The 22,530-nt window shown below is 63.6% G+C and carries 23 protein-coding genes, 2 pseudogenes and 1 riboswitch; of the genes and pseudogenes, 4 read left to right on the forward strand and 21 right to left on the reverse strand.

Going from position 1 to position 22,530, the window contains the following annotated elements; genetic code table 11:
• Positions 1 to 9: 9 nt before the first annotated feature.
• The 10 genes and pseudogenes from C513_RS0101405 to C513_RS0101445 form a co-directional block, all read right to left on the reverse strand.
• The gene (locus tag C513_RS0101405; protein ID WP_018714236.1) at positions 10 to 594 is read right to left on the reverse strand and encodes a BPSL1445 family SYLF domain-containing lipoprotein; all 585 of its coding nucleotides are present in this window, start codon (positions 592 to 594) and stop codon (positions 10 to 12) included.
• Between the two features lie 182 nt (positions 595 to 776).
• Positions 777 to 1,823 (reverse strand): nicotinate-nucleotide--dimethylbenzimidazole phosphoribosyltransferase, encoded by a 1,047-nt coding sequence (gene cobT / locus C513_RS0101410; RefSeq protein ID WP_076342691.1) that lies wholly within the window; start codon positions 1,821 to 1,823, stop codon positions 777 to 779.
• An 8-nt stretch (positions 1,824 to 1,831) separates the two neighbouring features.
• On the reverse strand, positions 1,832 to 2,164 hold the full coding sequence (locus C513_RS14715; protein ID WP_425386756.1) for a barstar family protein: 333 nt from the start codon (positions 2,162 to 2,164) through the stop codon (positions 1,832 to 1,834).
• A 42-nt stretch (positions 2,165 to 2,206) separates the two neighbouring features.
• Positions 2,207 to 3,730: pseudogene (locus C513_RS12395) on the reverse strand (cobyric acid synthase); the annotation flags it as partial.
• Positions 3,727 to 4,752 carry an aminotransferase class I/II-fold pyridoxal phosphate-dependent enzyme gene (locus C513_RS0101420; protein ID WP_018714239.1) on the reverse strand — a complete coding sequence of 342 codons (1,026 nt, stop codon included), beginning with the start codon at positions 4,750 to 4,752 and terminating at the stop codon, positions 3,727 to 3,729. The pseudogene C513_RS12395 and the gene C513_RS0101420, both read right to left, overlap by 4 nt.
• Positions 4,749 to 5,708, reverse strand: coding sequence for an adenosylcobinamide-phosphate synthase CbiB (gene cbiB, locus C513_RS0101425; protein WP_018714240.1), 960 nt, complete (start codon positions 5,706 to 5,708; stop codon positions 4,749 to 4,751). The genes C513_RS0101420 and cbiB overlap by 4 nt, the downstream gene beginning before the upstream one ends.
• 8 nt (positions 5,709 to 5,716) lie before the next feature.
• The gene (bioB, locus tag C513_RS0101430) at positions 5,717 to 6,772 is read right to left on the reverse strand and encodes a biotin synthase BioB (protein WP_018714241.1); all 1,056 of its coding nucleotides are present in this window, start codon (positions 6,770 to 6,772) and stop codon (positions 5,717 to 5,719) included.
• Between the two features lie 50 nt (positions 6,773 to 6,822).
• The gene (gene bluB, locus C513_RS0101435) at positions 6,823 to 7,524 is read right to left on the reverse strand and encodes a 5,6-dimethylbenzimidazole synthase (RefSeq protein WP_018714242.1); all 702 of its coding nucleotides are present in this window, start codon (positions 7,522 to 7,524) and stop codon (positions 6,823 to 6,825) included.
• Between the two features lies 1 nt (position 7,525).
• Positions 7,526 to 8,095 carry a cob(I)yrinic acid a,c-diamide adenosyltransferase gene (gene cobO, locus C513_RS0101440; protein WP_018714243.1) on the reverse strand — a complete coding sequence of 190 codons (570 nt, stop codon included), beginning with the start codon at positions 8,093 to 8,095 and terminating at the stop codon, positions 7,526 to 7,528.
• Between the two features lie 18 nt (positions 8,096 to 8,113).
• Positions 8,114 to 8,695: a bifunctional adenosylcobinamide kinase/adenosylcobinamide-phosphate guanylyltransferase gene (locus tag C513_RS0101445; RefSeq protein WP_018714244.1), complete on the reverse strand. Its 582-nt coding sequence runs from the start codon at positions 8,693 to 8,695 to the stop codon at positions 8,114 to 8,116.
• 161 nt (positions 8,696 to 8,856) lie between these two features.
• Positions 8,857 to 9,080: riboswitch (cobalamin riboswitch) on the reverse strand.
• Positions 9,081 to 9,211: 131 nt separating this feature from the next.
• Here C513_RS0101445 and C513_RS14080 point away from each other — a divergent pair.
• From C513_RS14080 to C513_RS0101460, 3 genes are all read left to right on the forward strand, one after another.
• Positions 9,212 to 9,514: a hypothetical protein gene (locus C513_RS14080; protein ID WP_051084365.1), complete on the forward strand. Its 303-nt coding sequence runs from the start codon at positions 9,212 to 9,214 to the stop codon at positions 9,512 to 9,514.
• 3 nt (positions 9,515 to 9,517) lie between these two features.
• Positions 9,518 to 9,862: a cell division protein ZapA gene (locus tag C513_RS0101455; RefSeq protein ID WP_018714246.1), complete on the forward strand. Its 345-nt coding sequence runs from the start codon at positions 9,518 to 9,520 to the stop codon at positions 9,860 to 9,862.
• A 325-nt stretch (positions 9,863 to 10,187) separates the two neighbouring features.
• The gene (locus C513_RS0101460; protein ID WP_033394735.1) at positions 10,188 to 11,012 is read left to right on the forward strand and encodes a sulfite exporter TauE/SafE family protein; all 825 of its coding nucleotides are present in this window, start codon (positions 10,188 to 10,190) and stop codon (positions 11,010 to 11,012) included.
• Between the two features lie 109 nt (positions 11,013 to 11,121).
• On the opposite strand, the gene C513_RS0101465 is transcribed toward C513_RS0101460, so the two are convergent.
• A complete protein-coding gene (locus tag C513_RS0101465) occupies positions 11,122 to 11,805 on the reverse strand; it encodes a sulfite exporter TauE/SafE family protein (protein ID WP_026320426.1) in 684 nt (227 codons plus the stop codon).
• A gap of 101 nt (positions 11,806 to 11,906) precedes the next feature.
• Positions 11,907 to 13,307: an oxygen-independent coproporphyrinogen III oxidase gene (hemN, locus tag C513_RS0101470; protein WP_018714249.1), complete on the reverse strand. Its 1,401-nt coding sequence runs from the start codon at positions 13,305 to 13,307 to the stop codon at positions 11,907 to 11,909.
• A gap of 215 nt (positions 13,308 to 13,522) precedes the next feature.
• Here hemN and fnr point away from each other — a divergent pair, with 215 nt between their 5' ends.
• Positions 13,523 to 14,248: a fumarate/nitrate reduction transcriptional regulator Fnr gene (fnr, locus tag C513_RS0101475; protein WP_018714250.1), complete on the forward strand. Its 726-nt coding sequence runs from the start codon at positions 13,523 to 13,525 to the stop codon at positions 14,246 to 14,248.
• A gap of 92 nt (positions 14,249 to 14,340) precedes the next feature.
• Here the strand turns inward: fnr and C513_RS12405 are convergent, their stop codons facing one another.
• From C513_RS12405 to C513_RS0101520, 9 genes and pseudogenes are all read right to left on the reverse strand, one after another.
• Complete coding sequence (locus C513_RS12405; protein WP_156816002.1) at positions 14,341 to 14,652, reverse strand: nitrogen fixation protein FixH; 312 nt, start codon at positions 14,650 to 14,652, stop codon at positions 14,341 to 14,343.
• Between the two features lie 22 nt (positions 14,653 to 14,674).
• Positions 14,675 to 16,144, reverse strand: a complete 1,470-nt coding sequence (gene ccoG / locus C513_RS0101485; protein WP_018714252.1) for a cytochrome c oxidase accessory protein CcoG — start codon at positions 16,142 to 16,144, stop codon at positions 14,675 to 14,677.
• Between the two features lie 150 nt (positions 16,145 to 16,294).
• Positions 16,295 to 17,203 (reverse strand): cytochrome-c oxidase, cbb3-type subunit III, encoded by a 909-nt coding sequence (gene ccoP / locus C513_RS0101490; protein WP_018714253.1) that lies wholly within the window; start codon positions 17,201 to 17,203, stop codon positions 16,295 to 16,297.
• Complete coding sequence (locus tag C513_RS0101495; protein ID WP_018714254.1) at positions 17,200 to 17,379, reverse strand: cbb3-type cytochrome oxidase subunit 3; 180 nt, start codon at positions 17,377 to 17,379, stop codon at positions 17,200 to 17,202. The genes ccoP and C513_RS0101495 overlap by 4 nt, the downstream gene beginning before the upstream one ends.
• A 28-nt stretch (positions 17,380 to 17,407) precedes the next feature.
• Positions 17,408 to 17,845, reverse strand: a complete 438-nt coding sequence (locus tag C513_RS14550; protein WP_245552789.1) for an OmpA family protein — start codon at positions 17,843 to 17,845, stop codon at positions 17,408 to 17,410.
• Positions 17,846 to 17,866: 21 nt separating this feature from the next.
• Positions 17,867 to 18,484: pseudogene (gene ccoO, locus C513_RS14555) on the reverse strand (cytochrome-c oxidase, cbb3-type subunit II); the annotation flags it as partial.
• A gap of 22 nt (positions 18,485 to 18,506) precedes the next feature.
• Positions 18,507 to 19,946, reverse strand: coding sequence for a cytochrome-c oxidase, cbb3-type subunit I (gene ccoN / locus C513_RS0101510; RefSeq protein ID WP_018714256.1), 1,440 nt, complete (start codon positions 19,944 to 19,946; stop codon positions 18,507 to 18,509).
• Between the two features lie 64 nt (positions 19,947 to 20,010).
• Positions 20,011 to 20,148 carry a cbb3-type cytochrome oxidase assembly protein CcoS gene (gene ccoS, locus C513_RS0101515; protein ID WP_018714257.1) on the reverse strand — a complete coding sequence of 46 codons (138 nt, stop codon included), beginning with the start codon at positions 20,146 to 20,148 and terminating at the stop codon, positions 20,011 to 20,013.
• Positions 20,149 to 20,152: 4 nt separating this feature from the next.
• Positions 20,153 to 22,459, reverse strand: a complete 2,307-nt coding sequence (locus tag C513_RS0101520; protein WP_018714258.1) for a heavy metal translocating P-type ATPase — start codon at positions 22,457 to 22,459, stop codon at positions 20,153 to 20,155.
• Positions 22,460 to 22,530: the final 71 nt, after the last annotated feature.

Here is a 22,530-nt window from a genome sequence, read left to right on the forward strand (position 1 = left end):
CAGGCCGCATCAGGGATGGATACGGCTGATCTTGGAGCCCTGCAGCGACACGCCCGCATCCACGCCGGCGTTGTTCATGACAAAGCTCACCACTGGCGCCTGGATGGTCTGCGTATCGATCGAGCCATTGGCTCCCACGGTCGCCACCGCCACGGTCGCATCGGCGCCTACCGTCCAGCCATTGCTGGCGCGGAACTTGGCCAGCGATTCCTGCGTGTTGAACACGTAGATCACGGCCTTGGAGCTGGCACCGGCCTGCAGACCAATGGAGGCCGAGGTGGTGCTGTAATAACCGGCGTTCTTGCCGCCCACCAGCAGCTCGCCCTTGCCATGGTCAGCGCCAATCACGAAGCTGCCACCCACCACAGACGGGAACACCAGCACACCGGCCGACTTGGCCACCAGTTCGGCAGAGCCCGGCACCGTGTTGTACAGGCGGGTCAGCGCCGCAGACGTTGCCGAATCGATCGAGGCGCGCTCGGTCGCCGAAGTCGGTTGCTGGTGCTGCTGGGTGGTGGTACAGGCCGCCAGGCTCAGGCCACCTGCGGCAATCAGGGTGGCCGTGGCCAGGGATCGGAAAGTGCTCTTGCGCATGGGAATCTCCTTCAGGTTGGGGTACCGTGCTGCCTGACATGCTACGGATCAGACCGCTGCAGCACGAGGACGAAACCATTATGTGCCCCGCCGCCCGGTCTGCAAGCAGCTGCGCCACGAATCGCGCGCACATCCCACCCGGCAGTGGCGTGTCGTCCTACACGAACGACAGCGCGGGACACTCAGGCCGATTTTTCGGCCACGCCGGCGCTGGAAAAGCTGGCCATGTCACGCAGCATGACACAGGCCGATTCCAGCAGTGGCCAGGCAATCACTGCGCCTGAGCCTTCGCCCAGACGCATGCCCCAGTCCAGCAGCGGACGCGCATGCAGCGCATCCAGGATCAGCTGGTGGCCCGGCTCGCCGGAGCGGTGCGCATACACGCAGCGCTGCAGCACCTGCGGCGCAATGCGCGAGGCCACCAGCAGCGCCGAACTGACGATCACGCCATCAACCAGAATCACGCGCCGCTCGGCCGCTGCCTGCAGCATGGCTCCGGTCATGGTGGCGATCTCGAAACCGCCAAACGCGGCCAACACATCCAGCGGCTGCACCGCATCCGGATGCGCATCCAGCACCTGCTGCAGCACCTCCAGCTTGCGCTGCACGCCGGCCTGATCCAGGCCGGTCCCCGGACCGGTCGCATTGATCAGGGGAGCACCGAGCAGGCGCGTCAGGATCAGCGTGGCCGCCGAGGTGTTGCCAATGCCCATCTCGCCCAGCATCAGCACATTGCCCGGCAGCGCCTGCACCAGTTCCATGCCATTGCGGATCGCCTGCAGGCATTGTTCGCGCGTCATCGCCGGGCCAGCCAGGCAGTCCTGCGTGCCGTAGGCAATCTTGCGCACCTGCAGCCGGTGGCGCGGGGCAAAATCATGCGCCACGCCGCAATCCACCACCGTCAGGTCGATGCCGTGTTGGCGCGCCATCACGCTCACCGCCGCGCCATCGGCCAGAAAGTTTTCCACCATCTGCCAGGTCACGTCCTGCGGATAGGCCGACACGCCGCGCTTCACCAGGCCATGGTCGCCGGCGCAGACCACCATCTGCGGCTGCACCAGCACCGGACGCGTCGTGCCCAGAATGCGGCCCAGCTGCAACGCCAGTTCTTCCAGCCGTCCCAGCGAGCCCTGCGGCTTGGTCTTGGCATCGTTCACGGCCTGCAGTTCAGCCTGCAGCTGCGGGTTGTCCAGATCGGCAATCCCGGGGAAAAAATCGGTATCGTGCATCGGCATCCTCACTCGGCAGCGACCAGCTCCAGCTGCACCGCATGGCCCGCGGGCAACTCGGCCGCCATGTCTTCCAGCGCCATCAGGAAACCGCCGGCACGCCAACCCTGGATCGCCTCGGTGTTCACCACGCGCAGCGTACACGGGCCGGGATAGCCCGGACCCTGCGCCGACAACGCATCCCAGAAGGCATCCAGATTGCAGCCAAACGCGTGTGCGCCCTCCGGCTGTGTCAGCTGCAGGTAGCGCTGCCAGAAGGCCTTCTCGTCTTCCAGGCCATCGCAGTCAAGCACGAAAACAGGGGATTCGGTATCAGGGATCATGGTCTCGGAAACAGCCATGCCGGCCGCACCATGCAGCTGGTCATCAGGGCCACAGTCTACTCCTGCCAGCGCCAGCAGCGCATCCCGCCCCAGGTGCAGCCCGACGAAATCGGCCATGCGTTCCAATACCTGATCCAGCGGCGGCGGTGCGCTACCCAGCAACGCCTGCGTCACGGCCGGCTGTTCCAGCAAGCCATGCAGGTACAGGCCGAGGATCTGGCCCGGTTGCGGTATCTGCGCCGTGGCCGTGCCATTGATCCAGCCCATCGCCTCGCCATCTGCCCCGTGCAGCACCACTTGCGCCACATGGCCGGCCCGTACCATCGCCGGATGTTCGGCCGTACGCCCCATGTGAATTTCGTAACCCTGCGCCGGCAGCCCGGACAGCGGTTGCCAGGCACCCGGCACGGCATCGGCAAACCGCCCTTGCGATCGGCGCACCGTCTTCTGCGCCTCGAACACCGTCACCAGCGGCAGCAGCCCCAGGCCCGGTGCGCTGCCACCACCAATCTGCTGGAGGCCTTCCACGCCTTCCATGTCGATCACGGCTTCACCCAGCATCTGCAGGCCGCCGCAGATGCCCAGCACGCGGCCACCGCGCGCCGCATGGCCGCAAATCGCCGCATCCAGCTTCTGCTCGCGCAGCCACTGCAGATCGGCCATGGTGTGCTTGCTGCCCGGCAGGATGATCCAGTCCTGCGCACGCCAGTCGGCCAGCGCGGCGGCATCGCGCACCCAGCGCAGGTGCACTCCCGGCAGCTGGCGCAAGGGCTCGAACTCATCCAGATTGCTCAGACGCGGATAGGCGATGATGGCGATACGCACGCTGCTGTCGTCGGCACGGCCGCGGCTGCTGTCGTCAAACACGCCATCCTCTTCCGGCAGACCATGGTCACGCCACATCGGCAGCGTACCCAGCACCGGCACGCCAGTCAGCTGCTGCAGCATCTGCGGTGCCGGCTCCAGCAGGGCGGCATCGCCACGGAACTTGTTCAGCACAAAGCCGCGGATGCGCTGGCGATCCTCCTCGGGCAACAAGGCCCAGGTACCGTACAGATGGGCAAACGCCCCGCCCCGATCGATATCGGCCAGCAGCAGGCAGGCGGCATCGGCCTCTCGTGCCACGCGCAAGTTCACCACATCGGTGGCCATCAGGTTGATCTCGGCCGGCGAGCCAGCCCCCTCGATCACCACCAGATCATGGCTGACACGCAAATCGTGCAGCGCGGCGGCAATCGGCGGCCAGACGTGCTGCTTGCGCTCGTGCCAGGGCATGGCGCCCAGCGCCTGATCCACCTGCCCGAGCAGCACCACCTGGCTGCGCGTATCAGCTTCGGGCTTGAGCAGCAACGGGTTCATGCGCACCTCCGGCTCCACGCCGGCCGCCAGCGCCTGGAAATACTGCGCACTGCCGATCTCGCCACCCGCAACCACGCGCGCGTTGTTGCTCATGTTCTGCGCCTTGAACGGGGCCACCTTCAGCCCCTGCCGCGCATAAAAGCGGCACAACGCCGCTGCCAGCCAGCTCTTGCCGGCCCCGCTGGTACAGCCCAGTACCATCACGCAAGGTGCCAGGGTCTTCATGCCGATACCTCCTGCAGGCGCAACCAGATCTGCTGCAGGGCCTGCTGTGCTGCAGGCTCGTGCACGCACAAGCGCACATGGCCGGGCAAGCCGAAACTGGCACAATCACGCAGCTTGATGCCTTCGGCACGCAAGGCCTGCAGCATCGCGTCCCAGCCCATTACCTGCGCTGCGGGCTGGCACAGCAGAAAATTCGTCAGGCTGGGCAGGCACTGCCAGCCCAGTCCCTGCAGCAGCGCCAGTTGCTGCTGCTTCCAGTCACGCAAGGTCTCTAGCGATGCCGCCAGCCAGTCCTGCACGGCCGGTTCGCACCAGGCCTGCAGCAAGGCCACGCCATGCGCCCCCAGCGGCCAGGACGGCGCACGCCACCACATCGCCTGCAGTTGCTGCACCGAGGCGATGCCCGGCGCAATCACATAGGCCGCACGCACGCCACACAATCCGAGCGATTTGTTCGGCGTCCAGATCTGCCAGACGCGATCACGCTCCAGCCAGTCGGCCAGCCGCCCCGCTCCTTCCAGCTGCAAGGGGGCATAGGCGCAATCCAGTACCACGGTCGCCTGCGGCGGCAGCTGTGCCCAGTCGTCCGGACAGGCCATGTCCTGCCCCAGCGGACTGCCGGGCGCACACAGCCAGACCAGATCGGCCTGTGCCAGCGTGCCACTGCGCTGCAGGCCGTGCAGCATGGCCTGCGTGGCGTAATCACCATAGTGGTGTGGCGGCATCCAGACGCGCGCCTGCGGCTGCTGTGCCGCCACGCAGGCGGTGATGCGCGCAATCAGCTCGCTGCCACTCACGCCCACCAGCACACGCTCCACGGCCACGCCATGGTGATCGGCCAGCTGTTGGCGCAAGGCCACATAGGCCGGATCCGGGTAGCGTGTGGCATCCGTCTGCGCCAGCGCCTGCACCACCTGCGGACAAGGCCCGCTGGCGTTGCTGTTGGTCGAAAAATCCCAGCGCGCCGCCCCCAGCGCATCGCTGCCACCATGCACCGGCAGCGCATCTTCCCGTATCGTCATGTCAAGATTCCTGTCAGCCAGGCCAGGCCCACCAGCCCCGGCAGCACCATCGCCACGGCACGCTGCGCCAACCGGATCGCCTGCGGCACATGGCCGGGCTGCGCCTGCGCACCGGCCGCATGCAGGGTATAGACACCGGGCTTGCGCAGCTGCACATCCAGCCCCAATGCCATCGCCGCCATCGGCCAGCCACTGTTGGGCGATGGCGTTTGTGCCGCCTCGCGCCGCAAGACCGACAGGCGCAGGCGGCGCGGCCAGGCAGCCAGCAGCAGGCCGATGCCAGTCAGGCGTGCCGGCAACCAGGCCAGCACATCATCCGCACGTGCCGCCCACTTGCCGGCCCACTCCCAGCGCCGCCCGCGATAGATACCACGATAGCCCCACATGGAGTCGGCGGTATCGGCAAAACGGAACAGCGCCGCACCCGGCAAACCCAGCAACAGGAACCAGAACAGCGGCGCAATCACCGAATCATTGAGGTTTTCCGACAGGCTTTCCAGCGCGCTCTCGCGCACCTGCACTGCATCCAGCACCGTCACGTCACGGCTGACGATACGCGCCAGCTGCTGCTGGCCATCGTGCAGCGACTGCTCCAGTGCCGTCTCCACTGCCGCCACCTCATCGGTCAGCATGCGCCAGGAAAACAGCGGTTTCAGCAACACGCCCAGCAACACGCCGGCCCAGGTCCAGGGCAGCCAGGACAGCAGCCATTGCAGCGTTCCTGCCACCAGCAGCACCAGCAACGCGCCCAGCCCCCAGGCTGCCGCACCACGCCAGAACGAGAACCAGTCCTCGCCCCCGGTGCGCACCCCGGATTGCAACCAGTCACCGGCACGCTGCAAGTAGTGCCCGATCCATACCACCGGATGCCAGCGCGGCGAAGGCTCCCCCAGCCACAGATCGATCAGCCAGGCCACCAGTACGGCCAGCACGCTGCTGGCCAGCCACTCCAGCATCTTCCCGATCAGGCCTGCTGCTTGCCGGCGCGCATGCCGAGGCGCTCGATCAGCTGCATGTCGGCCTCCACATCCGGGTTGCCGGTGGTCAGCAGCTTCTCGCCATAGAAGATCGAGTTGGCGCCCGCCATGAAGCACATCGCCTGCATGGTATCGGCCATGGCGGTACGGCCCGCCGACAGGCGTACGCGCGCCTTGGGCATGGTGATGCGCGCCACGGCGATCATGCGCACGAACTCCAGCGGATCAATGTCGTCCACCTCGGCCAGCGGCGTGCCTTCCACCTTCACCAGGTTGTTGATCGGCACGCTGTCCGGGTAGTGCGGATGCAGATTGGCCAGCTGGCCCACCAGTTCGGCACGCTGGCGGCGGTTCTCGCCCATGCCGATGATGCCGCCACTGCATACGCTCACGCCCACGTTGCGCACGTTCTCCAGCGTGTCCAGGCGATCCTGGTAGTCACGCGTGGTGATGATGTTGCCGTAGTTCTCGGGTGCCGTGTCCAGGTTGTGGTTGTAGTAGTCCAGGCCGGCCTCCTTCAGCTCGGCTGCATGCTCTTTCGTCAGCATGCCCAGCGTGCAGCAGGCTTCCAGGCCCACTTCCTTGACCGTCCTGATCAGCGTCACCACATTCTCGATGTCGCGGTCCTTGGGAGCGCGCCAGGCGGCCCCCATGCAGAAGCGCGTGGCACCGGCCGCCTTGGCCTTTTCGGCCGCTTCACGCACGGCATCGGCCTCCATCAGTTTGGTGGCTTCGACCGGGGTGTCATGGTGCACCGACTGCGGGCAGTAACCGCAATCCTCCGGGCAGCCACCGGTCTTGATCGACAGCAGCGTGGCGAATTCCACCTCGGCCGGATCGAAATGCTCGCGGTGTACCTGCTGCGCACGGAACATCAGCTCCGGGAACGGCAGCGCAAACAGCGCCTCGATATCCTCGATGGCCCAGCGATTGGTGCTGGCCGGTTGCGGCTGCTGGCTGCGCGGCACGCAGAAGTGCACGCTCTGCTCGGCCGTACCGTGGCAGCTGGAAGGGTTGTGGGTCGTCGTGGCTGTATCCAGCATGGTGGCTCCTGTTGTCTGTTGCATATCGCTCATTGTTCTGAAAACCGCGTTCAGGTTTCTGACGCGGTGCCGCCCTCCGGCGGCTGACGGGTTTCCGGCTGTCCCCAGCCGTTTTCGAACACCACGTCGGCCAGCGGCATGCGCTGGGCCCAGCGCTCCTGCTGCAGCATGGGTTCATCGTAAAAGGCCGGTACCGGGCCCAGGCAGACCAGTGCCAGCGGGCTGGCTCCGGGCGGCAGCTGCAGCAGCTGCGCGACTTCTTCGGGGTCAAACAGCGACACCCAGCCCACGCCCAGTCCCTCGGCCCGTGCCGCAAGCCACATATTCTGCAGCGCGCAGGCCACCGAGGCAATATCCATGTACGGCATGGTGCGGCGGCCAAACACATGCTGCTCGCGGCCATCGGCCAGGCACACGGCCAGCAATTCAGCCGCTTCCAGCAGGCCTTCGACCTTGAGCCGCATGAACTCTTCCTCGCGCTGGCCCAACGCCCGCGCCGTCTCGATGCGTTCGCGCTCGACCACGGCATGCAGCTGTGTACGCAGACCGCCATCGGTGATGCGGATAAAGCGCCAGGGCTGCATGAATCCCACGCTCGGCCCCCAATGCGCTGCCTGCAGCAGACGCTGCAGCACCTCCGGCTCCACCGTGCTGCCAGGCACAAAGTGCCGCATGTCGCGTCGCTGCGCGATCACGCGGTAAATCGCCTCGCGCTCGGCCTCCGGATAGGCGAACTCGTGTCGGCTGGTCAACTCAGTCCTCGATGCCACGTTGCGCCGGAATGCCGGCATCAAACGCGTGCTTGACCGGACGCATCTCGGTCACGGTATCCGCCAGATCGACAATCTCCTGCGGGCAGCGGCGACCGGTCAGGCAGACATGCACCTCCTTGGGACGATTGCGCAGCGTTTCCAGCACATCCTGCAGGTCCAGCCAGCCATACACCAGCGGATAGGTGATCTCGTCACACACCACCAGGAAGTGTTCGCCACTCAGGATCGAGGCCTTGGCCCTGGCCCAGCCATCGCGCGCCAGCTGCGCCGAACGTTCCAGATCCTGGCTCTTCCAGCTGAAGCCGTCTCCCAGGCCTTCCACCGGCACGCCCAGTTTCTCGAAGCTGCGATGTTCGCCAAAGCGCGCGCTCGGGACCTTCATGAACTGGTAGATCTTCACATTCTTGCCACGGCCACTGGCACGCAGTGCCAGGCCGAATGCCGCCGTGCTCTTGCCCTTGCCGTCGCCGGTATTGATGATCAGCAGGCCACGACGCTCGCCTTCCGGCGTCTCGTAGGGCTTGTCCTTGGGGGGTTCTTCGATTTGCATGGTCAGCTCCTTGCGCTGCTAGTCGGTCGATTTCAGGGTCAGCGGCAGGCCGGCAGCCATCAGCGTGACGTGGCTGCAGTCAGCGGCCACGCGCTGGTTCAGGCGGCCCAGGCTGTCCACAAAGGCACGCGTTTCGCGTCCCAGCGGAATCACGCCCAGGCCGATTTCATTGCTCACGATATACAGCGGCCCCGGATAGTCGCGCATGGCCTGCAGCAACTGGTGGATCGCCTGCTCGGCCTGCACCGCGTTGGCCGATTCGCCATCCAGCGGCATCAGCTGCTGCGTCAGCCACAGCGTCAGGCAGTCCAGCACGATGGCCGTCCCGGGCGCGGCATGCTGCTGCAGCAGTTCCGCCACCGGCAGGCTGCGGCTGCCAGCGGGCATCTGCAAGGTTTCCATGCCCGGTACACGGCGCGCGCGCTCCTGCTGGTGACGCAAGATGCGTGTCTGCATCTCGGCATCCCATGGCCGGGCCGTTGCCAGGTAGAGCGCGCGGTGCGCGGCATCTGCCGCCAGCCACTGCGCCGCCAGCTGCTCGGCGCGCACTGTCTTGCCCGATTTCTGGCCGCCCAGAATCAGTTCGTGATGCGCTCTCATGCCGGTACCCCCGCCGTGCGCACGCAGTTGCCGCCACAGGGCTGCAGCCGGATACTCGCAACAGGTTCAGGGAAGGCCAGCCAGGGCATGAGAGAGAAGATTCCGTACTCAGGGTGCCTGCAGTCCACCCCGCTGCGGCATCCGACATGGTGCCGGCACAATGCGACACCCCCTTGCTGGCCGGTCTCCGGGCTGACGGCAGGCAAGTGGCACCTTCCCGGCCTGAGCCAGTGGCATTTGCGCAGTTGCTGTCGCCCTGAAGGCGACGCCGTTCACCGTTGCGGGGGCAGCGCAGGCTGCGGACAGGCCTGCGGCCCTCCTCCTGCTTCCCGTTGAAGCCCCTGGCCGGAACGGCCGCCGGGGCACCAGCAATCCTTCCATTGTAAAAGCAAACGCGGACAAATCCCGTCAAGCCGGCTACGCCACCCCGGCCGCTGCCGACAAGGCGGAACGCATCATCTACAATGGTGGGTCTGCCCCGGCTTGCCACCACCTCTTTTCATGCGATCAGCTGCCATGAACACTCCTGTCTCCCCGATCTCCCTCGACCATGTGGCCGACCGCATGGAACGCATGCTGCTGCGCTACCAGGAGCTGCAGAAGACCAACAGCCTGTTGCAACAACAGCTGCAGGAAATCAGCCAGGAGCGCGACTCGCTCAAGTCCCGCCTGGCCGCCGCCCGTTCGCGCGTGGATGTGCTGCTGACACGACTGCAATCGGTCGATCCGGCGCAGCCGCTGCAGTCTGCCGGCAGCTCCGCACCGCTGGCCGCCTGGGGCCTGCACAACTCGGTCAACGACGATCCGGCCAAGGACTAAGCCATGAAGCAACTCGAAAAATCCATCATGGGCCAGGCCTATGTGCTGGCCTGCCCGGACGATTCCGAAGCCCAGATGAACGAAGCCGTGGCCCGTGTCGATGCCGCCATGTGCCGCATCCGCGATGCCGGCAAGATCCGCGCCCGTGAACGCATTGCCGTGCTGGCAGCCCTCAACCTGGCTTTCGACATGATCCAGCAGGAACAGCAGGTCCAGACCCAGACCCTGCCGCTGGCCGTCAGCGGGGATGGCCTCCCGGACGAAGAACAGCTGCAGGCCCAGGCCCGTCTGCAGGCCCTGATGGCCCGCATGGACGAAGCCCTGGCAGAAGATGGTCGCCTGATCTGACAATCCGCACCGGCACAGGCCCGTGCAGGCCCATGTGGGCTGCGCGGGCATATTTTTACAAAGCTGACACCCCAGCCGGCCCTGATCGGCCTACAATGGACTCGTCTGCAGCGGTCATGGCTTTATATTTCCTTGAACCAATGCTCATAGAGCCCGGGCTTGGTACATTGCCTGGCCAGCGTGATCATCTCGCGTCAGATGAACCCACGGCCTTGCTGCCCTTGCCCACCTGAACCCCTCCGTTCAGGATGACGGTCATGGCATGCTGCAGACCCTTATCTCCCCACGACGCGCACCCCTCCCCCCAAGCCTTACAATTCCAGCCATGATTCTGGAACCGATAACGATTGCCCAGCTCGCCATGCTGGGCCTGCTGGGTGGCTTCATGGCGGGTTTGCTGGGCGTCGGAGGCGGCATGGTGCTGGTCCCCTTCATCACCTGGATCCTGACCAGCCGTGGCGTAGACAGCCAGCTGGCCGTCAAGATGGCCATTGCCACTTCCATGGCCACCATCATCTTCACGTCCATTTCCTCGGTGCGTGCCCACCACAAGCATGGCAAGGTCCGCTGGGATCTGGTCAAGGGCATCGCACCGGGCATCATGCTCGGTGCCCTGATTGTCAGCATCGGCGTGTTTGCCCTGCTCAAGGGGGCCTGGCTGTCCATCATCTTCGGCGTGCTGGTCATCTTTGCCGGCGGCCAGATGTTCTTCGACCGCAAGCCCAAGCCCACACGGCAGATGCCCGGTCCGGCTGGCCAGGTGGCAGCCGGTGGCGTCATCGGCTTTCTTTCCGGCCTGCTCGGTGCCGGCGGCGGCTTCCTCAGTGTCCCTTTCATGGCCTGGCACAACGTGCCGATCCACAATGCCGTGGCCACCAGTTCTGCGCTGGGATTCCCGATCGCCATCTTCAACGTGATCGGCTACATCATCAGTGGCTGGAATGCCCCTGCGCTGCCAGCCTACTCGGTCGGCTATGTCTGGCTTCCGGCCCTGGTCTGCATCGCTTCCTGCAGCGTGCTGATGGCTCCGGTAGGTGCCCGTACCGCCCACGCCCTGCCGGTCAAGACGCTCAAGCGCGTGTTTGCCCTGATCCTGACCGGTCTGGCCATCAGCATGCTGATCAAGGGCCTGCAGCTGCTGAGCAGCTGACCTCCAACGCCCAGACATCCCTTCCATAAGCAACGGCCTGCAGCACAAACTGCAGGCCGTCCGTTTTTTCACCGGACAGGCAGCGCCACAGCTGCCAGCATTCAGCGCATCAGCACCAGGGCGCCTGGTCGTGCACCAGACCCATGTACAGGGCCACGCCAGCGCTTACCGCCAGCGCCAGACCCGCCAGACGCACGCCCCACTGGCCATTGCCCCAACCCAGGTGCTTCATGCGCAACAGCAGCCAGGGACCGGCCATCAGCGACACGCTGGTACCCAGCACGAACAGCGCCATCACGGCAGCCCCCTGCAGCGGCTCACCGGTCAGGGCCGCCACCAGCAGCGCTGAATACAGCAGGCCACATGGCAATAGCGCCCACAGCATGCCAACGAGCACCGGGCCGGCCACGCCACCCTTGCGCTGCAGCGCCTTCACCTTTTCCCAGACACGGCGTGCCGAACGCTCCAGCCAGGCCGGCTGACGCGCCTGCACCAGCAGCACCAGGCCCAGCAACAGGGCGGCAATATGCACCATGGTCCAGACCGGGCGCAAGGCGGCACTCTGCGTGGTCAACCAGCCCAGCGCCTGGATGGTGGCCGCTGCGACAGCGCCCAGAGTGGCATAGCCGATCACCCGCCCCAGCTGGAACAGGCCCATCGCCATTGTCTGCTTGCCCTGCTGCTCGCCTGCCGTATAGCCAATACCGGCACAGGCAGCCCCGCACATGGCAATGCAGTGCGGCCCCCCTGCCAAACCCATCAGCAGGGCCGTGATCGCCATAGAAGTCTGCATGAACGTATCCTCATCCGGTCTGCCTGAACTGCCGGCAGGCCTGTTGCTGGCACGCCTGCAGCCTGGCTGCGCATGCCCGGTTCCTGCCCCCGTGGCAGGTATCAGATGATTTTAGAGAATTTGGTGCGCGAGCGCGCATCCTGCAGGTATTTGTCAAACACCATGGCAATGCCGCGCACGAAATACCAGCCCTGCCCGGTCACCGTGATGCCCTGGTCGGTCAGCTGTACCATGCCCTCGCGCTCCTTCTCCTGCAGCATCTCCAGCTCGCGCGCAAAATACTCGCGGAAGCGGATCGTCGGATACGCCCGCTCGACCGACTCGAACCACAGCTCGCCCTGGCACATGATGGCCATGATCACGCTGCGACGCACCAGATCGTCACTGCTCAGCGTCAGGCCACGCACCACCGGGAAGTGGCCACGCTCCAGGGCGTCGTAATACGCCTCGAGCGTCTTGGCATTCTGGCTGTAGGTAGCGCCAATACGGCCAATCGCCGAAACGCCCAGACCGATCAGATCGCAGTCCGGCTGCGTGCTGTACCCCTGAAAGTTGCGGTGCAGGCGCCCTTGCTGCTTGGCGATCGCCAGCGCATCTCCGGGCAGTGCAAAGTGGTCCATGCCGACATACACATAACCGGCCTCCTCGAAGGCCTTGAGCGACTGCGCCAGCATCTGCACCTTCTCGGCTCCGGTGGGCAAGGTATAGGCATCAATGCGGCGCTGCGGCTTGAAGCGCTCCGGCAAATGCGCATAGGCGTACAGCGCAATCCGGTCCGGACGCAGCTCGCGGATCTGCTCCAGCGTCCGTGCAAACGAGGCCGCGCTCTGCATCGGCAGGCCGTAGATCAGGTCGGCGTTGATCGAATCGAAACCGATCTCGCGCGCTGCCCTGGCCAATGCAAACACCTGGTCGGCCGGCTGGATGCGATGCACCGCCTTTTGCACCTGCGGATCAAAATCCTGCACGCCAAAACTCAGGCGATTGAAGCCCAGTGCATGCAGTGTCTTCAGCCGCGCCACATCCACCGTGCGCGGATCGACCTCGATCGAATACTCGCCGCCCGGCACCAGCGTAAAGGCCTTGCGGATCATGTCCATCAGCCTGGTCAGGTGCTCGTCATCCAGAAAAGTCGGCGTGCCGCCACCAAAGTGCAGCTGGGAAATCGCCTGACCTGCTCCCAGCCTCGCCACGTGCAGGTCGATCTCGCGCTGCAGGTAGGCCAGGTATTCGATACCGCGTTCCTTGTGCTTGGTGATGATCTTGTTGCAGGCACAGTAATAGCAGAGCGACTCGCAGAACGGCACGTGGACATACAGCGATAGTGGCAGCGCATGAGCCGGACGCGAATTGTGGCGCTGCTCCAGCGCCGCCATGTAGTCCGGCTCCCCAAAGGTCTCGACAAAGCGGTCGGCTGTCGGGTAGGAGGTATAGCGGGGGCCGGGAACGTCGTAACGTGTCAGCAGCTCCGGTGTCAGTGCGGGATGGTGGTTCAGGCTCATGGGGAAATTCTAGACTCTTAAGTAGGTATGTGCAGCACAGGCGGCCATGGCCGATGGGCAGGCGCTGCCTCTGGCTGCAGAATGGCTGTGAAGAATGTCCGCAATGTGCCCAATCACGGCCTGCATGGTCTTGATTTGCATCAAGCGAACGGGTGCGCATGCCATAATCGGCCCATCCATTACAGATATCAAGGGATATCGCGTCAGACTGTGCCATGCCCTGCCCCAATTTCAGCACCCTCAAGGTCAACTGCTCCAACTGCAACCTGCGTGATCTCTGCATGCCCGTCGAGGCCGATATCGACGAGCTGGAATCGATCGCCGGACTGATCAGCGCCCGCCGCAAGCTCAAGCGTGGCGAGCTGCTGTACAGCCATGGAGAGCCTTTCAGCAATCTGTATGCCGTGCGCACCGGCTTCTTCAAGACCGTGGTCACCAGCAGCGATGGCCGCGACCAGGTCACCGGCTTCCACATGGCGGGCGAAATCGTCGGGCTGGACGGCATCGTGGACGACCAGCACAGCTGCGACGCCGTGGCCCTGGAAGACGCCGAAATCTGCGTGCTGCCCTACGCGCGCATGGCTGACATTTCACGCAAGGTGCCCGCCCTGCAGACGCATGTGCACAAACTCATGAGCCGTGAAATCGTGCGCGACCAGAACATGATGCTGCTGCTGGGCAGCATGCGCGCCGAAGAGCGCCTGGCCGCCTTCCTGCTCAACCTGGTGCAGCGTCTGCACGTGCGTGGCCTCTCGCAGTCCGAACTGGTGCTGCGCATGACACGCGAGGAAATCGGCAGCTACCTGGGCCTCAAGCTCGAAACCGTCAGCCGCATGTTCTCGCGCTTTGCCGACGAAGGCATCATGGAAGTACGCCAGCGCCATGTGCGCATCATTGATCCGGAAGCCCTGGAGCGCATCGTCAACCAGAGCGGCGCATAAGCGCCCGCGCTCCCCAAGACTCAAGAAAAACGCCCTGCAGGCTGGCCTGCAGGGCGTTGTCGCATGGGCAGACGATCAGCCTGCCGGAGACATCACTTGTCCTTCTCGACTTCCGGGGCCACGCCGCCCGTGGCCGCGTGGTTGCGGGCACGGTTGGCTGGCGTGTACTGCCCGCCTTTCTGCTGCACCAGGGCCTGGTCCTCCACATCCTGGAACTGCGTCAGCACCTCGTTGGGCGAACGCATGATCAGGATCCAGGTGATCAGGCTGGCAATGATGACGGCCACCGGGCCGGCTACCACCATCCAGACAATGGGGTATTTCCACCATGCCCTGCCATCCTCGGGATGCTGCTGGCGGGTCGGGTCCTGCGGGGACGGAGGGGTTTGCTGTACTTGGCTCACGATAGTCTGCATCTGTCTCGGTTTAACGGTTGGGAACGAAGAAGGCTGCCTTTTCGGACACCGTATCGCCGCTCACATATTCCTTCACATCGAAGTAAATCTCGTGCGAGCCCGGCTCCATGCTGCCGTGCTGGATCCGCACGCTGACCGCCTGCTGGGTCACCTGGGCCGGAGCCACCTTGAAGGTGCTGCCGCTCGCCACCAGGGCACCCGGGATACCGTGCACGCGCACTTCGTAGTCCTGCTCACGCTCGGTGGTGTTCATCACGCGCAGCGTATAGACGTTCTCAATCTTGCCGCCGTCCACCATGCGGGCCATCACGCCACGGTCACGGATCACGTCCACGCGCATCGAGGAACGCATCGTCAGGCTGACCACCAGGCCGGCCGCAATAGCCAGCAGGATGCTGGTATAGACCAGCACGCGCGGGCGTCGCACACGCTCCCAGACCTGGCTCACCGTCCAGCGGTTGTTGACGGCGTTCTGGGTATAGTACTTGATCAGGCCACGCGGATAGCCAACCTTGTCCATGACTTCGTCACAGGCATCCACACAGACCCCACAGCCGATGCACTCGTATTGCAGGCCATTGCGGATGTCGATGCCGGTCGGACAGACCTGCACACACATCTTGCAGTCAATGCAATCACCCATGGCAGCCGCCTGCTGCTCGGTCATCTTCTTGGAACGGGCACCGCGCGGCTCGCCACGCTCCTGGTCGTACGTCACGATCAGGGTGTCGGCATCGAACATGGCGCTCTGGAAGCGCGCATAGGGGCACATGTACTTGCAGACCTGCTCGCGCATGAAACCGGCGTTGCCGTAGGTGGCAAAGCCATAGAAGAAGATCCAGAAGGTTTCCCAGTTCCCCAGATTCCAGCTGGCAAAGTTGCCGATCAGCTCACGGATGGGCGAGAAATAGCCGACAAAGGTCAGGCCCGTCCACAGCGCAATCAGCAACCAGATCACGTGCTTGCCGCCACGCTTGGCAATCTTCTCGCCATTCCAGGGGCTCTTGTCCAGGCGCAGACGTGCACTGCGGTCGCCTTCCAGCTTGGCCTCCACCCACAGGAAAATCTCGGTATACACCGTTTGCGGACAGGCATAACCGCACCACAAACGCCCCGCCACTGCCGTGAACAGGAACAGCGACAGCGCGGAAATCACCAGAATGCCGGTCAGGTAGATGAAGTCCTGCGGATACAGCACCAGGCCAAAGATGTAGAACTTGCGCGAAGCCAGTTCAAACAGGACGGCCTGACGCTCGCCCCAATTCAGCCACGGCAGCCCGTAAAAGATGATTTGCGTGATCCAGACCAGCAGCCAGCGCAGGTTGGTATAGCGGCCCTTGGTGGAACGCGGATGGATCGCCTTGGCCGATGCAAACAGCGATCCGCCCGTAGCAGCGCTGGCCAGGTTTTCAATCGGAATAATACGTTTTTCTTGATCGGAGTGCTTGTTCTGATCATGATCGGGAGAGTCTTGTGACATGCTTTGTCCTGTATATCCTGATACTTTCACGTAACCTTATGTGAAACCATCATTGTAGTACCACCCAAATGGAACTGCCATGCACCTGAATCAAGTGCATGGCAGTTTTTTTGTCATTTGCCAGAAATCACGATCTCTGGCGGTGATGACTTATTGCTGGTTGTTGGAGAGACCCCACACATACGCAGCCAGCAGACGGATCTGTTCGGGCGTGAACTTGCTGCCCTGCTCCGGCATGGTGTTGGTCTTGCCTTCGTTGATCATGTTGATCACGTGTTGCTCACCAAAGCCATGCAGCCAGATGTTGTCGGTCAGGTTCGGGCCACCCACAGCCTGGCTACCCTTGCCATCGGCGCCGTGACAAGCTGCACACACGGCAAACTTGGACTTGCCGACTGCAGCCAGTGCTGCGTCGTGCGGCACACCAGACAGGCTCAGCACATAGTTGGCCACCGCCTTGATGTCTTCCGGCTTGCCACCCAGGGCTTGTGCCTGCGGCGTCATCACACCAGTACGACCGTTGGTAATGGTATGGATGATGTCATCCGGCTTGCCGCCCCACAGCCAGTCGTTATCGGACAGGTTGGGGAAACCATTGCCGCCCTTGGCGTCAGAACCATGGCACTGTGCGCAGTTGTTCAGGAACAGGCGCTGACCCATGCCGATAGCCTGGGGATCCTTGGCGATTTCCTCGACCGGCATGGTGGCGTACTTGGCGAACAGCGGTTCAACCTGGGCACGACCGCGCTCCATTTCCTGCTCGTACTGGCCCGCAGAACTCCACTTCAGGGTGCCATTGAAGCCACCCAGGCCCGGGTACAGGACCAGATAGCCCACCGCAAACACGATGGTGAGCCAGAACAGGCCTACCCACCAGCGCGGCAGCGGGTTGTTGATTTCGCGCAGGTCTCCGTCCCAGACGTGGCCGGTGGTCTTGTCCTCGGCGGTAGCCGCCTTGGCATTGGCACCGAAAATCAGCACTGCAATACAGAAGACGACGCCAAAAACGACAATCGCAATCACATACAGTGACCAGAAGGAACTATTAAAGTCATTCATTTTGTTTCCTTGGTGGTGTGGTGTTGGGGAGGAGCAGCGTCATCATGGGCAAACGGCAGTCCGGCTGCTTCATCGAAGCCGGACTTGTTCCGTCGGGAAAAAGCCCACCAGATGATGCCGATGAACACCACGAAGGCCAGCAGGGTGGCAAGGCTTCGCAGGGTGGTGATGTCCATGATGGATGCTCCTCGTCCTTGTCGTTGGTTATTGCAGCGCCACGTCAACGCGACGGGCCTGGTCACCGGCACCGGCATTGTTGTCGGCAGGCTTCTGCAGGGTCACCTGGTCTTCGGTCAGGCCGGCAGACAGCAGCAGGTCACGGACGGCAAACGCACGGTCCTTGGCCAGTGCCTCGTTGGCAGCAGCATTGCCGGTGGCATCGGTATAGCCGGTGATGACGGCCTTCTTGCCGGCCTTCACGCCTGCGATAACGTCAGCCAGCGCTTCCGTACCGCCCTGGGCGACATCCTTCTTGCCAGTGGCAAAGAAGAACTGCACCACACCATTCTCGACCTTGACAGCGGCCTCGTCAGTAGCGCTTGCTGCAGCAGCCGGAGCGGCGGCAGAGGCGTCAGCCTGTGGCGCTGCAATAGCAGCCGGAGCTGCTGCCGGAGCGGGCTGGGCCGCTGCAGCAGACTGCACGCTGCTCAGCTGACCGCTACGGGCCAGGCCCAGACCTTGCAGGTAGGCGATCACGGCTTCCATTTCGGTCTTGCCCTTGACGGCTTCGGGTGCACCAGCAATAGCCTCGTCGGTGAACGGCACGCCCACGCGACGCAGGGCCGTCATGTGCGCAGAGATGGTGTTCTCATTGACCGTGTTTTTCACCAGCCAGGGATAGGCAGGCATGTTGGACTCCGGCACCACGTCACGCGGGTTGTACAAGTGCTGGTAGTGCCATTCGTCGCTGTAACGACCGCCCACGCGCGCCAGGTCAGGACCGGTACGCTTGGAGCCCCACTGGAAGGGGTGATCCCACACCGATTCGCCAGCCACGGAGTAAGGACCGTAGCGCAGCGTCTCGGCACGGAACGGACGCACCATCTGCGAGTGGCAGTTGTAGCAGCCCTCACGCAGATAGATGTCACGGCCGGCCACCTGCAGCGCGGTCGGAGGCTTCATGTTCTCGAGCGGCTGGGTCGTGGACTTCTGGAAGAACAGCGGAACGATTTCCACCAGACCACCGAAGGCCACCACAACGAGGACCAGGACAATCAGCAGGAAGCTGTTGGTTTCGACTTTTTCGTGGCTCAGACGGCCACTGGTTGGATGATTAGCCATTTGTTTCTCAGCTCCTCGGGCTTCAGGCATGTGCGTGCGTCACGGCGGGGATCTGTGTCGTCACAGAACGGCCCTGGCTGGCAGTCATGATGGTGTTCCACAGCATGACGATCATGCCGCCCAGGTAGAGCACGCCACCCAGCAGACGGATTGCGTAGAAGGGGAAGGTCGCCTTCACGCTTTCCACGAAGGTGTAGGTCAGGGTACCGTCGGCGTTGATCGCGCGCCACATCAGGCCCTGCATCACGCCGGCAATCCACATGGCGGCAATGTACAGCACGATACCGATGGTGGCGGTCCAGAAGTGGACTTCAATGGCCTTGACGCTGTACATCTCCTTCTTGCCGAACAGGCGCGGAATCAGGTAGTACATGGAACCCATGGTGATCAGGCCAACCCAGCCCAGGGCACCGGAGTGCACGTGGCCAACGGTCCAGTCGGTGTAGTGGGACAGTGCGTTCACGGTCTTGATGGACATCATCGGGCCTTCGAACGTGGACATGCCGTAGAACGACAGGGACACGATCAGGAAGCGCAGGATGGGGTCGTCACGCAGCTTGTGCCATGCACCGGACAGCGTCATGATGCCGTTGATCATGCCGCCCCAGCTGGGAGCCAGCAGGATCAGTGAGAACACCATGCCGACGGACTGAGCCCAGTCAGGCAGTGCGGTGTAGTGCAGGTGGTGCGGACCCGCCCACATGTAGGTGAAGATCAGCGCCCAGAAGTGCACGATGGACAGGCGGTAGGAATACACCGGACGGCCAGCTTGCTTGGGAACGAAGTAGTACATCATGCCCAGGAAGCCGGTGGTCAGCAGGAAGCCCACTGCGTTGTGGCCGTACCACCATTGCACCATGGCATCCTGCACGCCTGCATAGGCTGAGTAGGACTTCATGAGGCCGGCAGGCATTTCGGCGCTGTTCACCAGGTGCAGCAGGGCAATCGTCAGGATGAAGCCGCCGTAGAACCAGTTGGCCACATAGATGTGACGCACCTTGCGCGTTGCCAGCGTACCGAAGAACACCACGGCATACGCCACCCAGACCAGCGTGATCAGGATGTCGATCGGCCATTCGAGTTCAGCGTATTCCTTGCCGGTGGTGAAACCCAGCGGCAGGGTAACGGCAGCAGCCACGATCACCAGTTGCCAGCCCCAGAAGGTGAAGGCGGCGAGCTTGTCCGAGAACAGGCGCACCTGGCAGGTACGCTGCACCACGTAGTAGGAAGTACCGATCAGGCCGGAACAGCCAAACGCGAAAATCACTGCGTTGGTGTGCAGCGGACGCAGACGGCCATAGGACAGCCACGGGATGCCAAAGTTGAGCTCTGGCCAGGTCAGCTGGGCGGCGATGATCACGCCCACCAGCATCCCGACCACGCCCCAGACGACGGTCATGATGGCGAACTGTCGTACAACCTTGTCGTTGTACGTGCTCGCCTGAGTATTGGAGAAACTCATTTTCACCTCTTTATAAAAAACGCTGCAAGCGTAATCTTAAACGCAAATCACAAGTTGATACATATCAATCATGCTTGAAGATGCGCTGACCCTCCGCCTCGGTGTCCTCGAACTGTCCGGTGTAGATCGCCCACCACAGTCCGGCGATGATGAACAGCACCAGAACAACCGAGAGCGGAATCAGCAGAAAAAGAATATCCAAATGCTCACTCCTTTCCTTGATCCAGCCTGCGCACCAGGCGCAGGGCATTCATGACCACCAGCAACGAACTGAGAGCCATGCCCAAGCCGGCCAGCCAGGCAGGTACCAGACCCATCATGGCAAGCGGAATTCCGATGAGATTGTACGCTGCCGCCCACGACAAATTCTGTCGCACCACTTGCATCGTGTCACGCGCCAGCCGATAGCTGCCGGCAACTGCCTGCAGACTGCTACCCAGGATGACGAAATCGGACTGTGCCTGGGCCAGCGGCACCGCCTTGCCCAAGGCAAAGGAGACATGGGCGCCGGCCAGGACCGGGCCATCATTGATGCCGTCGCCCACCATGGCGACAAAGTGGCCCTTGGCCTGTTCGCCACGCAGCAGCTCCAGCTTGTCGGAGGCCGTACAGCCGCCCATGGCGTGGGTTATGCCCAGCTGGCCGGCAATGCGCTGCACTGCCTGCGGACGGTCTCCGGACAGTACCTGCAGACGCAAGCCGGCGGCACGCAGGGCATCGACCGCCTGCTGCGCATCGGCACGCAGATCCTCGCGCAGCACGAAGGTGGCCAGCCAGCCCTGCGCATCGCTGAGGTTGCAGTGCAGGGAATCCGGTGGCAGGTCGGTCATCAATTGCGGGCTGACCTGGCAGAAGGAGTCGGAACCCAGCCGCAGCGACTGCTCGGGCAGTACCGCCATGCTATCGGTGACCAGGGCTTGCACGCCCTTGCCGGCAATTTCGCGCACCTCGTGCGTCAGCCAGCGCTGCTCCAGCAGGGCTTCGCCGTGCAGACCGGCCGCTTCCGTCAGGGCGCGCGACACCGGATGCAGCGAATGGCGACCCAGAGCGCCAGCCAACTGCAGCGCCTGCTGCTCGTCCACACCGGGACGCACCAGGATGCGCTCCAGTGCAATCGTGTCGGAGGTCAGCGTGCCGGTCTTGTCGAATACGACGGTATCGACCTGGGACAGCGATTCGAATGCCTGCAGGCGACGTACCAGTACCCCATGGCGAGCCAGCCCGCCTGCTGCTGCCAGCATGGCGGCAGGCGTGGCCAGCGACAGCGCACAGGGACAGGTCACGATCAGCACCGCCACCGCTGCCATCACGGCAAATGCCGGATCCCTGGGCCACCACCAGACTGCCGTGAAAATGGCAGCCAGCAGCACCACGATCAGGAAGGGCTTGGCAAAGCGATCGGCATAGATCGCCAGGCGCGGCTTGTCGACCGAGGCCTGCTCCATCATGGAGACGATCTGGGCATAACGCGTGTTGACGCCGAGGCGCTCGATGCGGATCTCGACCGGGGACTGAATGTTGTGGCTGCCGGCGATGACGGCAGCACCCTGCTCGCGCCGCAGCGGACGCGATTCGCCGGTCAGCAGGGCCTCGTCAACCAGGGTGCGCCCATCGACCACGGTGCCATCGCCCGGAAAGGCTTCACCGGGTAACACGCGCACCAGATCACCGACCTTGAGGCGACGCAGCGTGACGCGTTCGAACACGCCCTTCTTGTTGCGGCGTTCCACGCTTTCGGGCAGGCGGTTCATCAAGGCCTCGAGCGCACCTGCCGTGCGGTCGCGCGAACGCAGCTCCAGCCAGCGCCCGGTCAGCAGGAAGAAGGCAAACATGGTCAGCGAGTCGTAATAGACCTCGTGGCCGAACATGCCCTGGGGGTCAAAGGTGCCGAGCGAGCTGACGATGAAGGTGATCAGCATGCCCAGTGCCACCGGCAGGTCCATGCTGACACGGCGATGGCGGATGTCTTTCAGGGCATTGCGGAAAAACGGCTTGCAGGAAAAGATCACCACCGGCAACGAGATCACCCAGCTGGCCCAGCGCAGCAGGTGCAGCGATTGCGCCGAAATATCCTTGCTGACGTATTCCGGCCATGCGTACATCATGACCTGCATCATGGCCACGCCGGCCACGCCCCACTGCCAGACCAGATGGCGCTGCTCCTGGCGGCGGCGCGTGCTGGCAAAGGCATCGTGTGCCGGCACGGCGCGATAGCCGGCGGCCTGTACGGCACGCATCCACTGCGAAGGCTTGACCTGGTCGTCCTGCCAGACGACGCGGGCACGGTGGCTGCCCGGACTGACCTGGGCATCGTGCACGCCAGGCACCGATTTCAGGGCGTCCTCGATCGTCAGGGCACAGGCAGCGCAGTGCATGCCCTCGATCGCGACATTCGACTCCCAGGCATGACCACTGGCATCGTCCGCAGGGCGACGGCTGAACTCGGACCACTCATCGGGGTCGTCCAGCATCTCGATCCGGGTCGAAGATGGAATGGCGGAGGCAATGGACATGGCGCTACCAACTCACCCGCCTGCCGGCGGAGTACTGCTACAGAACTCCTCATTGTAAGGAGAGCCGTCAG

It is taken from the genome of Allobrachymonas chironomi DSM 19884 (assembly GCF_000374625.1).
GTDB classification, from domain to species: Bacteria; Pseudomonadota; Gammaproteobacteria; order Burkholderiales; family Burkholderiaceae_C; genus Brachymonas; species Brachymonas chironomi.

Bases quoted from the DNA above. Each gene is read 5' to 3' on its own strand.
- C513_RS0101405 (WP_018714236.1), bottom strand. From the start codon at position 594: ATGCGCAAGAGCACTTTCCGATCCCTGGCCACGGCCACCCTGATTGCC.
- cobT (WP_076342691.1), bottom strand. From the start codon at position 1,823: ATGCACGATACCGATTTTTTCCCCGGGATTGCCGATCTGGACAACCCG.
- C513_RS14715 (WP_425386756.1), bottom strand. From the start codon at position 2,164: ATGGCTGTTTCCGAGACCATGATCCCTGATACCGAATCCCCTGTTTTC.
- C513_RS0101420 (WP_018714239.1), bottom strand. From the start codon at position 4,752: ATGACGATACGGGAAGATGCGCTGCCGGTGCATGGTGGCAGCGATGCG.
- cbiB (WP_018714240.1), bottom strand. From the start codon at position 5,708: ATGCTGGAGTGGCTGGCCAGCAGCGTGCTGGCCGTACTGGTGGCCTGG.
- bioB (WP_018714241.1), bottom strand. From the start codon at position 6,772: ATGCTGGATACAGCCACGACGACCCACAACCCTTCCAGCTGCCACGGT.
- cobO (WP_018714243.1), bottom strand. From the start codon at position 8,095: ATGCAAATCGAAGAACCCCCCAAGGACAAGCCCTACGAGACGCCGGAA.
- C513_RS0101445 (WP_018714244.1), bottom strand. From the start codon at position 8,695: ATGAGAGCGCATCACGAACTGATTCTGGGCGGCCAGAAATCGGGCAAG.
- C513_RS14080 (WP_051084365.1), top strand. From the start codon at position 9,212: ATGAACACTCCTGTCTCCCCGATCTCCCTCGACCATGTGGCCGACCGC.
- C513_RS0101455 (WP_018714246.1), top strand. From the start codon at position 9,518: ATGAAGCAACTCGAAAAATCCATCATGGGCCAGGCCTATGTGCTGGCC.
- C513_RS0101460 (WP_033394735.1), top strand. From the start codon at position 10,188: ATGATTCTGGAACCGATAACGATTGCCCAGCTCGCCATGCTGGGCCTG.
- C513_RS0101465 (WP_026320426.1), bottom strand. From the start codon at position 11,805: ATGCAGACTTCTATGGCGATCACGGCCCTGCTGATGGGTTTGGCAGGG.
- hemN (WP_018714249.1), bottom strand. From the start codon at position 13,307: ATGAGCCTGAACCACCATCCCGCACTGACACCGGAGCTGCTGACACGT.
- fnr (WP_018714250.1), top strand. From the start codon at position 13,523: ATGCCCTGCCCCAATTTCAGCACCCTCAAGGTCAACTGCTCCAACTGC.
- ccoG (WP_018714252.1), bottom strand. From the start codon at position 16,144: ATGTCACAAGACTCTCCCGATCATGATCAGAACAAGCACTCCGATCAA.
- ccoP (WP_018714253.1), bottom strand. From the start codon at position 17,203: ATGAATGACTTTAATAGTTCCTTCTGGTCACTGTATGTGATTGCGATT.
- C513_RS0101495 (WP_018714254.1), bottom strand. From the start codon at position 17,379: ATGGACATCACCACCCTGCGAAGCCTTGCCACCCTGCTGGCCTTCGTG.
- ccoN (WP_018714256.1), bottom strand. From the start codon at position 19,946: ATGAGTTTCTCCAATACTCAGGCGAGCACGTACAACGACAAGGTTGTA.
- C513_RS0101520 (WP_018714258.1), bottom strand. From the start codon at position 22,459: ATGTCCATTGCCTCCGCCATTCCATCTTCGACCCGGATCGAGATGCTG.